The 16,416-nt window shown below is 60.6% G+C and carries 9 protein-coding genes and 1 pseudogene; 5 read left to right on the top strand and 5 right to left on the bottom strand.

Features of this window, described 5'->3' with window-relative positions; all coding sequences use genetic code 11:
• The first annotated feature begins 247 nt into the window (after positions 1–247).
• Positions 248–625, top strand: a complete 378-nt coding sequence (locus ATE48_RS14335; RefSeq protein WP_066772609.1) for a dihydroneopterin aldolase — start codon at positions 248–250, stop codon at positions 623–625.
• On the top strand, positions 622–1,359 hold the full coding sequence (locus ATE48_RS14330) for an SDR family oxidoreductase (protein WP_083197368.1): 738 nt from the start codon (positions 622–624) through the stop codon (positions 1,357–1,359). Before ATE48_RS14335 ends, ATE48_RS14330 begins: the two co-directional genes overlap by 4 nt.
• On the opposite strand, the gene ATE48_RS14325 is transcribed toward ATE48_RS14330, so the two are convergent.
• Positions 1,356–1,736, bottom strand: coding sequence for a dihydroneopterin aldolase (locus ATE48_RS14325; protein ID WP_228126636.1), 381 nt, complete (start codon positions 1,734–1,736; stop codon positions 1,356–1,358). The two genes, ATE48_RS14330 and ATE48_RS14325, sit on opposite strands and share 4 nt — an antisense overlap.
• A complete protein-coding gene (locus ATE48_RS14320) occupies positions 1,733–2,566 on the bottom strand; it encodes a DMT family transporter (RefSeq protein ID WP_066772605.1) in 834 nt (277 codons plus the stop codon). The genes ATE48_RS14325 and ATE48_RS14320 overlap by 4 nt, the downstream gene beginning before the upstream one ends.
• 109 nt (positions 2,567–2,675) lie before the next feature.
• Here ATE48_RS14320 and ATE48_RS14315 point away from each other — a divergent pair, with 109 nt between their 5' ends.
• Positions 2,676–3,893 carry a saccharopine dehydrogenase family protein gene (locus ATE48_RS14315; protein WP_066775152.1) on the top strand — a complete coding sequence of 406 codons (1,218 nt, stop codon included), beginning with the start codon at positions 2,676–2,678 and terminating at the stop codon, positions 3,891–3,893.
• Here ATE48_RS14315 and ATE48_RS14310 read toward each other — a convergent pair.
• Positions 3,890–5,095, bottom strand: a complete 1,206-nt coding sequence (locus tag ATE48_RS14310) for a pyridoxal phosphate-dependent aminotransferase (protein WP_066772603.1) — start codon at positions 5,093–5,095, stop codon at positions 3,890–3,892. The genes ATE48_RS14315 and ATE48_RS14310 overlap by 4 nt on opposite strands.
• A gap of 129 nt (positions 5,096–5,224) precedes the next feature.
• Here ATE48_RS14310 and ATE48_RS20480 point away from each other — a divergent pair.
• Together ATE48_RS20480 and ATE48_RS14300 are read left to right on the top strand one after the other, a co-directional pair.
• Positions 5,225–5,357 (top strand): annotated as a pseudogene (locus ATE48_RS20480) (TFIIB-type zinc ribbon-containing protein); the annotation flags it as partial.
• Between the two features lie 411 nt (positions 5,358–5,768).
• A complete protein-coding gene (locus ATE48_RS14300; RefSeq protein WP_228126635.1) occupies positions 5,769–7,886 on the top strand; it encodes a TonB-dependent receptor plug domain-containing protein in 2,118 nt (705 codons plus the stop codon).
• A gap of 80 nt (positions 7,887–7,966) precedes the next feature.
• On the opposite strand, the gene rpoC is transcribed toward ATE48_RS14300, so the two are convergent.
• Positions 7,967–12,124, bottom strand: coding sequence for a DNA-directed RNA polymerase subunit beta' (gene rpoC / locus ATE48_RS14295; RefSeq protein WP_066772598.1), 4,158 nt, complete (start codon positions 12,122–12,124; stop codon positions 7,967–7,969).
• 110 nt (positions 12,125–12,234) lie between these two features.
• Positions 12,235–16,326, bottom strand: a complete 4,092-nt coding sequence (gene rpoB, locus ATE48_RS14290; RefSeq protein WP_066772597.1) for a DNA-directed RNA polymerase subunit beta — start codon at positions 16,324–16,326, stop codon at positions 12,235–12,237.
• Positions 16,327–16,416: the final 90 nt, after the last annotated feature.

Raw genomic sequence — 16,416 nt, 5'->3', positions numbered from 1 at the left:
TTCTGGGCTCGGGGATTTCAGGTCAGAGACCCGTTAGGCAACCATCTGCGCGGCTTGCGTCATCGTTGCGAACGCCACGGGTGCAAACACTGCCAACGCCGCGACCAGCGAGTAGAACTTCATCATTTCCGGCTCCATTTCTCCTCGAACCGTCCATCGATCCGATGAGTTGAAGCTAGTAGAACCTTAGCCATATCGATGTGACGCCCGTCACGGGCACGTGTAGCTAGGATGCAGAGGAGCGCTGATGTCTGCTGCACCGTCCACTGTTTCGATCGCCATGCGCGGCGTCGAACTTAATGTGCGCATCGGCGAGCACGCCTGGGAAAAGATTGAAGCACAGCGCCTGCATCTCGAACTCACGCTGCAATTTGGCTTTCACGCTTACAACGAACGCCACGGCAGTTACGTCAATTACGATCCGCTGCGCGTGTTTTTGAAAGCACTCGAAGAGCGCCCGCACACTGAACGTATTGAGACTTTGGCGCGCGACATTCTTTTTGCATGTTTCGAACTGACGCCGGCAGAACGTGTCGAGCTCTCGATCTCGAAGCCGGATATCTTCCCTGAGATGCAAGGCGTTGGCCTCCGCTACGACGTCACGCGCTCGGATTTCGGCGCGTGAGCGGATTGGTTCTCGTCACCGGCGCGGGGCGGCGCGTGGGCGCCGGCATCGCGCTGCGCTTGGCGCGCGACGGCTGGACCATCGGGGTACACTTCAACGGCTCGCGCGATGGCGCACAGAGCGTCGCGAGCGAAATTCGCGTCAATGGCGGAAAAGCCGAGCTGTTCAGCGCCGATCTGACGGATCAAAGCGCTATCGACGCGATGGCTGCGAGGCTCGCCCAGCGCGGAGACTGGGTGGGGGTCGTCAATTCCGCCGCGAGCTTCACGCCGGACAGCATCACAGACTTCTCACTCGACGCCGCCCAAGCGCAAGTGCGCCTAAATCTGCTTGCGCCCGTCTATCTGGCGCGAAAACTGCGCGAACAGATCGGCTCCCGGCGCGGCTTCGTGACCAATATATCGGATCAAAAGGTCCTCAACCAAAACCCGGACTTCCTGTCCTACACACTCGCGAAGACGGGCCTTGCACATGCGACCGGCGCGCTGGCGATGGCGTTAGCTCCGAATATTCGCGTCAATTGCATCGCGGCCGGCCTGATGTTGGTCAGCGGCGATCAACAAAATTTCAAAGACGTGCACAACAACAACCTGACGCGCATCGGCACGAGGGTTGAGGATGTCGCTGATGCGGTTGCGTATCTGGCGAATGGCGAGAACATCACTGGAGCGCTGATCCCAGTCGATGGAGGCCAACATCTGGTGCCAAGCGCGCGCGATGTAATGTTCGATTAGGCCTCGCGCCGGATCGTTACGGCCACCAGGCCATCGCCCAAAAGCACTGACGGCTTTTTCACCGTCACTTCCACCCACACGGCGCGGCGCGAGAGCGATAAACAGTGCCCCGCGACGCGATCGGCCAACGTCTCGATCAAGTGCGCGGGCTCGCCAAGACCGCCGCGGATGAAGCCGATGATGTGATCGTAATCGACGGTTGCGCCAATGCGATCGTGCGCTGGAAAATCCGGTGGATCCGAAAGCGCCATCGTCACCGAAATCCGCACCTCCTGCGGCGTCGCGCGCTCGGGCTCGGGAACGCCGACACGAACCAGTGCTTTAGCGTCATCGATGCGTAGGATCTGAAGATCGGCCATCGCCGCAAACTTACTCAAGCGAACGCGATCAAGCCAGCGCCTACCGCGACAATGGCCGCGCCCAGCCAGCGGCGAAGACCAAGCCGTTCGTGCAGAAATAAAAACGCGATCAGCGCACCCCAAACGACGGAGGTTTCGCGCAAAGCGGTGACCTGTGCGATCGGCGCAAACGTTTGCGCCCACAGCACAAGGCCGTACCCGGCGAAGCTCACGATACCGATGCCGATGCCGCGCCAAGGCGCGACCGCGGCGTCCCTCAGCAAACGCGACACACCCCGCCGCCAGAACGCAAAGGCCGCCATCGGAACCGACATCAGCGCCATCGACCAGCCCAGGAAGATCACCGCATTGCCGGCAGCGCGCGAGCCAAGCGCATCGACCAACGAATAGGACGCGATACAGAGCCCGATTGCAGCGGCCCACAGCGTCGCCTTCAGCGGCGCCTTAGGGCTCGCGCCGACCGTGAACACCCCGATCGACACACCGGCAATGCCGAGGAGCTTGAACGGCGGCGGAATCTCACTGGCCGTCAGCGCCGCCCCCATCGCCACCAGCATCGGCGCCATGCCGCGCGAGAGCGTGTAGACATGGCTCATATCGCCAGCGTCGTAGCCTTTGAAGAGGCAAAACCAATAGACAAGATGGATGACGACCGTCATCGCCACATAGGGCCAGGCCGCTTGCGGCAACGCGCCCATGAAAAGTATGATCAGCGCGCCCGCGCCGAGACCGCCCACCGCGATCAAAAATGAATCCGTGACGCGATCGGTCCCGCCCTTCAGCACAGCGTTCCAACTGGCGTGGATCACGGCTGAAGTAATAGCGGCGGCGATGGCGAGCGGCGGCATGAGTCCAGCGCACTAAAGCACGCCACGAACCGCGCGCGAATGCGAAACGATGGGCGCCTCCCCTGCCGCGCTGCAACGTGATAGGGGCATCTCACAAGCGGAGGCGGGCATGAGCGCACAGGAATTCGACGTCGTCATTTACGGCGCAACGGGCTTTACCGGAAAACTGGTCGCCGAGCACCTGATGCGTGTTTACGGCGCGGAAGGCGAGCTGCGCTGGGCCATGGCCGGGCGCGACGAAGAGAAACTCAAGGTCGTCCGCAATGATATTGGCGCATCCTACAAACTGCCGATCATCATCGCCGGCGCGCATGACTCCAACGCACTGGATGCGCTCGCGCATCGCACGCGCGTGGTGATCACCACCGTCGGTCCCTACCAGCGCTATGGTGAAGGTCTGTTAGCGGCGTGCGCCAAGGCCGGCGCCGACTATGTCGATCTTTGCGGCGAGCCAAACTGGATGGCCGACATGATCGCCAAGTATGACAAGGTCGCCAAGGAGAGCGGCGCGCGTATCGTGTTCTCGTGCGGCTTTGACTCAATCCCGTTCGATTGCGGCGTGTGGTTCTTGCAGCGCGAAGCCCAAGCTCGCTTTGGCCAACCTCTCCGCGATGTGCGCGGACGCGTGCGCAAGATGAAGGGCACGTTCTCGGGCGGCACCATGGCCTCGATGCTGGCGACATTCGAAGCGATGAAGGTCGATCCCTCGCTCGCCTCGCGCATGACCGATCCGTTTGTGCTGTCGCCTGAAAGGCTGGCGCCGCAACCGAACGGCGACACAGTCACAGAGGACACCGATATAAACTCGTGGGCCGCGCCGTTCGTGATGGCGTCGATCAACACGAAGAACGTTCATCGCTCGAACGCGCTGGCGAAATATCCCTACGGCAAAGATTTCACCTACAGCGAAATGATGATGACGGGCGGCGGCGCTAAGGGAAAACAACGCGCCAAGTCGCTGCAAAGCTCATCCAACATGCAACGCACACTGCTCGGCTTTGCGCCAACGCGAATGCTGCTGACGCAATTCGTGCTGCCGAAGCCCGGCCAAGGGCCCAATCTTGAGCAGCGCGAAAACGGCATGTTCGACGTGCTCTATGTCGGCACGACAGCCGACGGCCGCTCACTCCGCGCCAGCGTCTGTGGCGACAAAGATCCCGGCTACGGCTCGACCTCGAAGATGATTTCCGAAGCTGCGCTGACGCTCAAAGACACCAGCCGTCAAACCACGCCGGGCGGCGTCTGGACGCCGGCAGCCGCCATGGGCGATGCGCTCATCGCGCGCCTGCAAGAAAAGGCCGGCCTGACATTTAAGCTCGAGAACTAGGAAAGGCTCGCGCAGAAGCGCTGAATGCGCGCGCAAGCTTCTTCCAGGCACTGGTTCGACGTCGCGTATGAAATGCGAAAGTTCGGCGAAAGGCCGAACGCGCCACCATGGACGAGCGCCACAGCTTCCGCTTCCAGAAGCTCGATCGCGAACGCTTCATCGTTCTCGATCACCTTGCCGCTTGGCGTCTTTTTGCCGATCAGTCCAGCGCAAGACGGATAGACGTAGAACGCACCTTCCGGCGTCGGGCACTTCAAGCCCTGCGCCTGATTCAACATCGAGACGACGAGATCGCGGCGCTCTTCAAAGAGTTTCTTGTTCTTTGGGATGAAGTCTTGCGTGCCGTTCAAAGCCTCAACAGCCGCCCATTGCGAGATCGAGCACGGATTAGATGTCGTTTGCCCCATGACGTTCGCCATGGCTTTGATCAACCATTGCGGGCCTCCAGCATAGCCGATGCGCCAGCCGGTCATCGAATAGGCTTTCGAGACGCCGTTCATGGTCAGCGTGCGCTCGTAGAGGCGCGGCTCGACTTGCGCGATCGTGGTGAACTCGAAATTGCCGTAGGTCAGATGCTCGTACATGTCATCGGTGAGGATGAGCACGTGCGGATAATCGATCAGCACTGCCGCCAGCGCTTTCAGCTCCGCGCGCGTGTAAGCGGCGCCCGAAGGGTTCGACGGAGAGTTGAGCAACAGCCACTTGGTGTGCGGCGTGATCGCCTTCGCCAGCGCCTCTGGCTGAATCTTGAATCCGTCTTCAATGGTGGTGTCGATGAACACCGGCGCGCCACCGCACATGATGGCCATGTCCGGATAGCTCACCCAATAAGGCGCCGGGATGATCACCTCGTCGCCCGGATTGAGCGTCGCCATCATCGCGTTGAACAGCACCGGTTTGCCGCCCGGCGAGACATTGACCTGCGCGCGCGTGTACTCGAGGCCATTCTCGCGCTTGAACTTGCCGACAATCGCGTCCTTCAGCTCAGGAATGCCGTCGACGTCGGTGTATTTGGTCTTGCCTTCGCGCATCGCGCGGATCGCGGCCTCCTTGATGTTTTCCGGCGTATCGAAGTCCGGCTCACCTTGCGAAAGCGCAATGCAATCGCGGCCTGCGGCTTTTAGCGCGCGCGCCTTGGCGCTCATCGCCATCGTGGCGGAGGGCTTCACGCGCTTCAGCGCTTCAGAGACTTGATTTGTCATAATTCCAGCTCGATTCGCACGCGTGCGAGCATAGGGCAACTCAACTTGCCTTGCGAAAATCAGTCGCGGGTTATGCACGATTGCCGCACGCCCCCTCGCACCTATATCAGCCCGAGTATCGGAGATCCTATGCCGCTTTTGATGTGCCCCAACTGCAACGCCTCGATGTCCGAGGTAAAACGGAACGACGTCGTTTTCGATATGTGCCCGACTTGCCGGGGGGTGTGGCTGGACCGTGGTGAACTGGAAAAGATCATTGCCGGCGCAAAGGACGAACGTGTCGCGTTCGAACAGGATCGTGCGCAATTCTATCAGGACCCGGACGCCTACCGCCGTTCGCACCCGCAGCAGCAGCCTCCCCAACAATACCAGCAGCCGCCGCAGCAACGCCCACAGCAAGGCTATGGCGAGCGCGGCGAGTACGGTGAACGCGGGGAATATGGCGAGCGCGGCGAAGGCGGCTATGACCAGCGCGGCGGCCACCAGCGCCGGCGCCGCGGCGGCTTCGATCTCATGGACATTTTCGGCGACTAACGCCCGCGCTATTCGCCGCGCCCAATAGGTGGTTGGTGGGGCTTAATTTGCCCGCGTCCGCGAATTCGGACACATGACAAGGATGAGTTCCAACAACCGCCTGACATGGCTTCTGACCGCTTCCTTCGCGTTTCTCGCAATGAGCGAAAACGCACGCGCGCAAGAGTCGGCGCCGGCTCCTGCCGATAGCCAAACAGCTGCAGCGGATGAAGCCGAAGACGAAGGCGATGACATCGTCGTGCTGGCGGAGCGCGGCGATGAAATTCGCATCGACCGGCGCACCTACACACTGCGCGACGATCCAGTCGCGCAGAGCACGAACATGTTCGACATCTTGGGACGCATTCCCTCGGTGAGCGTCGCGCCCTCAGGCGAGATCACCCTGCTCGGGGCGTCCAACGTGACGATCCAAATCAACAATCGCCCCGTCCCGGGCGCCAACCTTGAACAAGTCCTGCGCGGCCTTCCCGGCGGCAGCGTCGAACGCATCGAAGTGATCACCAATCCATCGGCCCAATACTCATCGAGCACGTCGGGTGGGATCATCAACATCATCACGCGCCAACGCTTTGAGACCGGCTTTAGCGGCTCGGTCCAGGCCAACGCAGATTCATTAGGCAGCCAGCATCTCGGGCTCGCGCCAAGCTATTCGCAGGGCCGCTGGACGTTCAGCGGCCAAGCCGGCGGATACAGCGGCGAGTACGAGAGCGAACTGCACCGCGTTCGTGAGACGCCTCCGGGCGGCCCCGCAACGACCGAAACCGGCCCAACCACCTCAACCTGGGAAGGCCTCTACCTCAGTCAGCTGCAAGCGGCCTTCAACCCGAACGAGCGCCTCCGCATGTCGCTCAGTGGCGATTTCGGCCTTAACAACTCGACGCAGTCGCAACTGTCTTCGCTCTCAGATTCTGGCGGACCGGTTTCATCCAGCCAAGCGCTCACCGATAGCGAGATGCACTACGAAAGTGTGACGTTCGATCTCCAACAGCAAGGCAACGAGCCGCGTGAGCTGCTCAAGTTCAACACGTCCATCGATAGCTTCGTCAGCGTTTCAAATTCGACATTCACGATCACGCCGGCCGGCGGCGGCGGCGCCACCTCCTACGCAACCACGCGCTCGCAAGACAATAGAAGCCTCTCATCGAACCTCGATTTCGAGCAACCGCTTCCATCGGAGCAGTTTTTAACCTTCGGCGCGGCTTTCGAGCATCTTGAGCAAACTACTGACAGCAGCCTCACGCCATTGAGCGGCGTGTCGATCCCCGCCTACGCCTCCACGCTTGAGGCCTCAGCGCAAACCTCGGCCGCGTACGCGACCTATCAGTTTGATGTTGGCGATTGGACATTACTCCCCGGCCTTCGTGTGGAAAGCTATCGGCGCGAAGTGATTTCCGGCGCTTTAGAGACCGATGACACCAACACGCGCGCTTTCCCCAGCCTCCACGTGCGCAACGAACTCACGCCGCACATCAATGTCGATATCAGTTATTCAAGCCGCATTCAGCGCCCAGGCTTCGATCAGCTCGATCCTGCTCTGCGCTTCGAGGACGTCAACCGTGCGTCCTCCGGCAATCCGAACCTCGACCCGACAACCACCGATGCATACGAAGCGAACGTCGTCTACCAACGCAATGGCACGATGTTCAACGTCACATTCTTCGATCGCATTAGCCAAGACATCATCTCGCAGTTCACAGACATAACACCTGACGGCGTAACGCTCACTCGGCCGGTCAATGCCGGCGAGAGCGAACAGCGGGGGCTCCAGGTGATGCTCCGCGGGCCGATCGTAGAAAACTGGCGCTACTCGCTGACGGGTAGCGTTTTCAGCCGCGAGTTCGACTACCTGAGCGGCGGCACGATCTCACGGCGTGAAGAGCTCGAATACAATGGCGTCGCACAAATCGATTATCGCGACGCCGATCAAGAGGCGGTCGGCGCAAACCAGTTTCAGTTCGAGACGCGCTTCCAAGGTCCGCGCCACGGCTTGCAAACAGAATGGGATGAATTCGTCGTTGCGAATTTCACCTGGCGGCGCAGACTTTCATCGCGTCTCTTCGGCGTACTGACAGTTCAGGACATCTTCGACAGCGCCAACCGCAGCTCTCAAACCATCACCGACGATTACTACGAGCGCGCCGAGTTCCAGAGCCCCGGCACGCGGTTGCGCCTCTCGCTGACCTATCAATTCGGCTCCGGCCCGCAACGTCCGCCGACCGATCAACAACCCGGCGGGCCGCCAGGACCATCGTTCTAAGCCACAAATTGAAACGGCCCGGGATCGCTCCCGGGCCGTTTTGTTTATGGACGTTTCTTCCCAGAGCCTTGTCGGTCTTGTTATTCGGCCGCTTCTGGCTGCGTCAGACGAGCCTCTTCACCGCGCTCGATCGCCAGTTGCGCATCGCGTTCGGCGGCGAGCTTCTGGTAACGGCGCAACTGACCACCCGTACCGGCCGGGATGAGACGCCCGACGATGACGTTTTCCTTGAGACCTTCGAGCGTGTCCGACTTGCCGTAAGAGGCAGCCTCGGTGAGCACGCGCGTGGTTTCTTGGAACGACGCTGCCGAGATAAACGAACGCGTCTGCAAGCTGGCCTTAGTGATGCCGAGCAGCATCGGCTGAGCCGTCGCCGGCTTTAGACCAAGCTCTTGAACACGCTTGTTCTCGTCTTCGAGATCGAGCGCTTCGACCGCTTCCCCTTTGAGGAACTCGGTATCGCCCGCTTCCATGATCTCGACCTTCTGAAGCATCTGGCGAACGATCACTTCGATGTGCTTGTCATTAATCGGCACGCCTTGCAGGCGGTACACCTTCTGAATTTCCTCAACGAGGTAATTCGCAAGCGCTTCGACGCCCATGATCGAGAGGATGTCCTGCGGCGCGGGGTTGCCGTCGAGCAGGTAATCGCCCTTCTTCACGAAGTCGCCTTCTTGCACCGGAATGTGCTTGCCCTTCGGGATCATGTACTCGATCGCGTCGAGGCTTTCGTCTTCCGGCACAACGCGCAGACGACGCTTGTTCTTGTAGTCCTTGCCAAACTCTACGCGGCCATCGCCTTCGGAGATGATCGCGTGGTCCTTCGGACGGCGAGCTTCGAACAGTTCCGCGACGCGCGGCAGACCGCCGGTGATGTCGCGGGTCTTAGCGCCGCCCGTCGGCATGCGTGCGAGGTCTTGGCCAGGGGTAACGTCATCACCATCGGCCACCGAGAGAATGGCGCCGACCGGCAACGAGTACGTCTTCACTGCAACGCCCTTAGCGTTGAGCACCGAGATCGACGGCTTTAGTTCCGAGCCCTTCGTGGTCGAACGCCAGTCGATGACGACCTTCGACGAAATGCCCGTGGCCTCGTCGAACTCGTCGCGGACAGCGACGCCCTCGGTCAAATCCTCGAAGCGCACCTTGCCTGCCGTTTCGGTCAGGATCGGCGTTGCGTAGGGATCCCACTCGGCGATGCGATCGCCGCGCTTGATCTTCGACTTTTCATCAACCTTCAGACGTGCGCCGAACGGCGGCTTGAAGCTTTGACGCTCCTTGCCGTCTTCATCGACGACCGAGATCTTCATGTTGCGGCTCATCACGATGAGATCGCCTTGGGCGTTCTTCACCGTGTTGCGATCGATGAGGTGGATCGAGCCATCATGCGCCGATTCCATAACTGACGACTCAGCCAACTGGGCCGCGCCGCCGATGTGGAACGTACGCATCGTGAGCTGCGTACCCGGCTCGCCGATCGATTGCGCCGCGATGACGCCGACAGCTTCGCCGATATTGACCTGCGTGTTGCGCGCGAGGTCGCGGCCATAGCAGGAACCGCAAACGCCCGTGCGGGTTTCGCACGTCAGCACCGAACGGACCTTCACGGCTTGAACGCCAGCCTTCTCGATCAGCTGCACGGTGTCTTCGTCGAGGAAGCCACCAGCCGGAACGAGCTGCTTGCCCGTACCCGGATCGTTGATCGGCAGCGCGGCCGTACGACCGAGGATGCGCGTGCCGAGCGAGACGACGATGTCGGCGCCGTCGATGACAGCCGTCATCTGGATGCCGTCCTGGGTGCCGCAATCTTCTTCGGTGATGATGCAGTCTTGCGCGACGTCGACGAGACGACGCGTGAGGTAGCCCGAGTTCGCGGTCTTCAGCGCGGTGTCCGCGAGGCCCTTACGAGCGCCGTGGGTCGAGTTGAAGTATTCGAGAACCGAGAGACCCTCTTTGAAGTTCGAGATGATCGGCGTCTCGATGATTTCACCCGACGGCTTGGCCATCAGGCCGCGCATGCCGGCGAGCTGCTTCATCTGGTTCTTCGAACCACGTGCGCCCGAGTGCGCCATCATGAAGACGGAGTTGAGTTCGCCCAGACGGCCGTCCTTCAGACGAGCCGGCTTTGACGCCTCTTCCATCATCGCGTCAGCGACTTTGTCGGTGCACTTTGACCAGGCGTCGACAACCTTGTTGTACTTTTCGCCCTTGGTGATGAGACCATCGGCATATTGCTGCTCGTACTCGGACGCGCGCTTACGCGTTTCCTCGACCAGCGTTTCCTTTGCCTTCGGCACGACCATGTCCGCCATGCCGAACGAAATGCCGGCCTTGGCAGCTTCCTTGAAGCCGAGTTGCATGATGCGGTCGGCGAAGATCACCGTCGCCTTCTGGCCGCAGAAACGATAGACGTTGTCGATCAGGTTGCCGATTTCCTTCTTGGTCAGCGTCTGATCCAAGAGGTTGTAGCTCACCTTCGGGTGCTTCGGCAGAACCTCGGCAAGCTTCATGCGGCCAGGGGTGGTGTCGATCGTCTTACGGATCGGCTTGCCATCGGCATCGACCGTTTCGTAACGCGCCTTGATCTTGGTGTGCAGCGTGACGACGCCAGCTTCCAGCGCAGACTCGATTTCACCGATCGAACCGAACAGCTTGCCCTCGCCCGGCTCGCCTTCTTTCATGAGCGAAAGATAGTAGAGACCGAGAACGATATCCTGCGACGGCACGATGATCGCCTTGCCGTTCGCCGGCGAGAGGATGTTGTTCGTTGACATCATCAGCACGCGCGCTTCCAACTGCGCTTCGAGCGACAGCGGAACGTGCACGGCCATTTGGTCGCCGTCGAAGTCGGCGTTGAACGCGGCGCAAACCAGCGGGTGAAGCTGGATCGCCTTGCCTTCAATCAACTTCGGCTCGAACGCTTGGATGCCCAAGCGGTGGAGGGTCGGGGCGCGGTTCAGAAGAACCGGGTGCTCGCGGATGACTTCTTCGAGCACATCCCAAACTTCAGGACGCTCCTTTTCGACCATGCGGCGCGATTGCTTCACGGTGCCCGAGAGGCCCTTGATGTCGAGGCGCGCGTAGATGAACGGCTTGAACAGTTCGAGCGCCATCTTCTTCGGCAGGCCGCACTGGTGAAGCTTCAGATCCGGACCGACGACGATGACCGAACGGCCAGAATAGTCGACGCGCTTACCGAGCAAGTTCTGACGGAAGCGGCCCTGCTTGCCCTTCAGCATGTCGGCGAGCGACTTCAGCGGACGCTTGTTGGCGCCGGTGATGACACGGCCACGGCGCCCGTTGTCGAACAGCGCATCGACAGCTTCCTGCAGCATCCGCTTTTCGTTGCGGATGATGATGTCCGGCGCGCGGAGCTCCATCAGCCGCTTAAGGCGGTTGTTACGGTTGATGACGCGGCGGTAAAGATCGTTCAGATCCGACGTCGCGAAACGGCCGCCATCGAGCGGCACGAGCGGACGCAGTTCCGGCGGGATCACCGGCACCATCGTCAGGATCATCCACTCCGGCTTGTTGCCCGAGCGAATGAAAGCTTCGACGAGCTTCAGGCGCTTGGCCAGCTTCTTCGGCTTCAGTTCCGACGTGGACTCGGCGATTTCCTTGCGCAGCTGCTCAGCCTCTTTTTCGAGGTTGAGCGCCATCAGCAATTCACGCACGGCTTCAGCGCCGATCGAGGCGGTGAAGCTGTCTTCGCCGTACTCGTCCTGCGCTTTGATGTAGTCTTCTTCGGTCAGCAGCTGCTTGGCTTCGAGCGGCGTCAGACCCGGTTCGAGCACGATGTATTGCTCGAAATAGAGAACCTTCTCGATGTCCTTCAGCGCCATATCGAGCATGAGCGCGATGCGGCTCGGCAGCGACTTCAAGAACCAGATGTGCGCGACCGGCGCAGCGAGCTCGATATGGCCCATGCGTTCGCGGCGGACACGCGCCAGCGTAACTTGCACGCCGCACTTTTCGCAGATGATGTCCTTGTACTTCATCCGCTTGTACTTGCCGCACGTGCACTCGTAGTCCTTTTGCGGACCGAAGATGCGCGCGCAGAACAGGCCGTCACGCTCAGGCTTGAACGTGCGGTAGTTGATTGTCTCAGGCTTCTTGATCTCGCCGAAGCTCCAGGACTTGATCTGCTCTGGGCTCGCGATCGAGATCTTGATCTGATCGAACACGGGCGCCGGCGGTTGATTGTTGCCGAAGGTGTTGTTGATCAGCTCTTGGTTCATAGCGCTCATTCTTTTCTACCTTCCTCGCCCCGGTGTGCGGCCGAGACTAACGGTGGCATTTTCAATCTTGCGCCCGCGCGCCGCGTGAACGGCGCGCGGGGTTAGTCCACTTACTCGGCTGCCTTCAGGCGCGTGCCGTCGACCAATTCCACGTTAAGGCCGAGCGAGCGCATTTCCTTCACGAGCACGTTGAACGACTCGGGGATACCCGCTTCGAACGTGTCGTGGCCGCGCGTGATGGCCTCGTAGACTTTGGTACGGCCAGCGACGTCGTCCGACTTCACCGTCAGCATTTCCTGGAGCGTGTAGGCCGCGCCGTAAGCTTCGAGCGCCCACACTTCCATTTCGCCGAAGCGCTGACCGCCGAACTGCGCCTTACCACCCAACGGCTGCTGCGTGACGAGCGAGTACGGTCCGATGCTGCGGGCGTGGATCTTGTCGTCCACCAAGTGGTGCAGCTTCAGCATGTAGATGTAGCCGACGGTGACAGGACGCTTGAACGTCTCGCCCGTGGTGCCGTCCTTCAGCATGACTTGGCCGGTCTCGGCAAAGCCCGCATCCTTCAGCATCGCGCGGATATCTGCGTCCTTGGCGCCGTCGAACACCGGAGTCGCGATCGGAACACCCTTCGAGATGTTCTGCGCGAGTTCCCGCAATTCTTCGGTCGACTTCGGCAGCTCTTCCTTGCCGTAGATTTCCTTCAGCTTGGCGTCGAGCGGCTTGCGATCGCCATCGCGCTCGAAGGATTCGAGTGCGTTGCGAACCTGCTTACCGATGCCGGCGCAAGCCCAACCCAAGTGCGTTTCGAGGATCTGACCGACGTTCATCCGGCTCGGCACGCCGAGCGGGTTCAGAACGATGTCGACATGTGTGCCGTCGTCGAGGAACGGCATGTCTTCCACCGGCACGATCTTCGAGATGACGCCCTTGTTGCCGTGACGGCCGGCCATCTTGTCACCCGGCTGCAGCTTGCGCTTCACCGCGACGAACACTTTGACGACCTTCATCACGCCCGGCGGCAATTCATCGCCGCGGGTGAGCTTATCGACCTTGTCGCTGAAGCGCGCATCGAGACGCTTCTTGGCGTCGTCGTACTGCTTCTTGAGCGCTTCGATTTCGGCCATCGCGTTTTCGTCTTCGATGCCGAACTGCCACCACTGGCCCTTCGAGAACGGCTCAAGGCCTTCGGCCGTGATCTCGCCCTTCTTGAAGCCCTTCGGGCCTGACGCAGCTTGCTTGCCGATCAGGATTTCCTCGAGACGGCCGAAGATGTTGCGCTCGAGGATCGCGAGTTCGTCGTCGCGGTCCTTCGCCAAGCGTTCGATTTCTTCCTTCTCGATCTGCAGCGCGCGTTGATCCTTATCGACGCCATGGCGGTTGAACACGCGCACTTCGACGACAGTACCGCTGACGCCCGGCGGCAGACGCAATGACGTGTCACGCACGTCGCTGGCCTTTTCACCGAAGATGGCGCGCAGGAGCTTTTCTTCCGGCGTCATCGGGCTTTCGCCCTTCGGCATCACCTTACCGACGAGAATATCGCCCGGCTCAAGCTCGGCGCCGATGGCGACAATGCCGGCTTCGTCGAGGTTGCGCAGCGCTTCTTCACCGACGTTCGGGATGTCGCGCGTGATTTCTTCCGGACCCAGTTTCGTGTCGCGGGCGGCGACTTCGAATTCATCGATGTGGATCGAGGTGAACACATCGTCTTTGACGATGCGCTCAGAGATCAAGATCGAGTCTTCAAAGTTGTAGCCGTTCCACGGCATGAACGCGACGAGCACGTTACGGCCAAGCGCCAACTCACCCAACTCCGTCGACGGACCATCAGCGATAATGTCGTCGGCGCGCACAACGTCACCGACGCGAACGATCGGGCGCTGCGTGATGCAGGTGTTTTGGTTCGAGCGCTGGAACTTGCGCAGACGATAGATATCGACGCCAGGCTTGGTGGCGTCGCGCTCTTCGGTGGCGCGCACAACGATACGTTGGCTGTCCACTTGCTCGACGATGCCGGTGCGGCGCGCGGTGATGGTTGCGCCTGAATCGCGCGCGACCACGCCTTCCATGCCCGTGCCGACGATCGGCGCATCAGCGCGGAGCAACGGCACCGCTTGCTTTTGCATGTTCGAACCCATGAGCGCGCGGTTAGCGTCATCGTTCTCGAGAAACGGGATGAGCGCGGCGGCGACCGAAACAACCTGCTTCGGCGACACGTCCATGAGATCGAGTTCTTCACGCGCGATGAGCTGGGCTTCGCCGTTTTCACGGGCCTGCACGAACTCTTCCGAGAGGTTGCCCTTCTCGTCGATGATGGCGTTGGCCTGCGCGATCTTGTGCTTGGCCTCTTCCATCGCCGACAGATAGACGATGTCCTTCGACGGCTTGCCGTTGACGACCTTGCGATACGGGCTTTCGATGAAGCCGTACTTGTTCACGCGGGCGTGCGTCGCAAGCGAGTTAATCAGACCGATGTTCGGGCCTTCCGGCGTTTCGATCGGGCAGATGCGGCCGTAGTGCGTCGGGTGCACGTCGCGGACTTCGAAGCCCGCGCGCTCACGGGTCAGGCCACCCGGGCCGAGCGCCGAGAGACGACGCTTGTGCGTGATCTCGGAGAGCGGATTGGTTTGGTCCATGAACTGCGAGAGCTGCGAAGAACCAAAGAACTCACGCACGGCGGCGGCGGCCGGCTTGGCGTTGATCAGGTCGTGCGGCATCACGGTTTCGATGTCGACCGACGACATACGTTCCTTGATCGCGCGCTCCATGCGCAGCAGGCCGACGCGATACTGATTTTCCATCAGTTCGCCGACCGAACGCACGCGGCGGTTGCCGAGATTATCGATGTCATCGACCTCGCCGCGGCCGTCACGCAGATCGGTCAGCGTACGCAGCACTTCGAGTATATCCTCAAGGCGCAGGACGCGAACGGTGTCGTCGGTATCGAGACCCAGGCGCATGTTCATCTTCACGCGGCCAACCGCGGAAAGATCGTAGCGCTCGCCGTCCGAGAACAACGAGTTGAACAGCGTCTCGGCCGTTTCCGGCGTCGGCGGTTCACCCGGACGCATCACGCGATAGATATCGAACAGCGCTTGCTCGCGGTTCTCGTTTTTGTCGAGCTTCAGCGTGCTGCGGATGTACGGACCAACGGTCGCCGGATCGATGTCGAGGATCGGTAGATCGTGGATGCCGGCTTCGATCAAAGTCGCCAGCACGTTCTCGCTAAGCGCGTCACCGGCTTCGACGTAGATCTCACCGGTTTCCGGGTTGACGATATCTTCGGCAATGTAGCGGTCGAACAGGTCTTCCGAGGGCACTTGGATATCGACGACGCCATCTTCGACGAGCTTGTTGGCGTTGCGCGCTGAGATCTTCTTGCCCGCTTCGGCGACGACCTTGCCGGTCTTGGCGTCGACGAGATCGTAGGTCGGCTTCACACCGCGCCAGCGTTCGGCGCGGTACTTCGTGGTCCAGCCCGCCTTCACGCGCTTGTAGATCGAGGTCTGATAGAAGGTCGCAAGGATTTGCTCGCTCGACATGCCGAGCGCGTAGAGCAGCGTCGTCGCCGGCAGCTTGCGCTTCCGGTCGATACGCACGAACATGATGTCCTTGGCGTCGAATTCGAAGTCGAGCCATGAGCCGCGGTACGGGATGACGCGCGCAGCGAAGAGCAACTTGCCCGAAGCGTGCGTCTTGCCCTTGTCGTGATCGAAGAACACGCCCGGCGAACGGTGCATCTGAGACACGATCACGCGCTCGGTGCCGTTCACGACGAACGTTCCCTTGTCCGTCATCAGCGGGATGTCGCCGAGATAGACGTCTTGTTCCTTGATGTCCTTGACCGACTTCGCGCCCGTCTCTTCGTCGGTTTCGAAAACGATGAGGCGCAGCTTCACCTTCAAGGGAGCTGCGTAGGTCATGTCGCGCTGTTGGCACTCTTCGACGTCAAACTTCGGCTCTTCGAATTCATACGAGACGTATTCGAGAACGGCGCGATCCGAGAAATCACGGATCGGGAAAACTGACTTGAAAACAGCCTGCAAACCTTCGTCGATGCGATCGTACGACCGCCCGTCTTTTTGCAGGAATTGATCGTAGGAGCTTTTTTGCACCTCAATCAGGTTCGGCATCGAACCTGCTTCGGGGATCTTCCCGAACGACTTACGAATACGCTTCTTACCGGTGTACGACAGAGTCATCTGTTCTTCCCAATGCGCGCTGCGCTCAAGAGCGGACCCCGGCCACTAGGCCCGCCAAGCGCGGCACATGAGCCGCCTCTTCCGCCCTGG

It is taken from the genome of Candidatus Viadribacter manganicus, from assembly GCF_001679665.1.
GTDB classification, from domain to species: Bacteria; Pseudomonadota; Alphaproteobacteria; order Caulobacterales; family Aquidulcibacteraceae; genus Vitreimonas; species Vitreimonas manganica.
The sequence above is the reverse complement of the archived record's forward strand: the minus strand, read 5'-3'. Positions and strand labels throughout refer to the sequence as shown.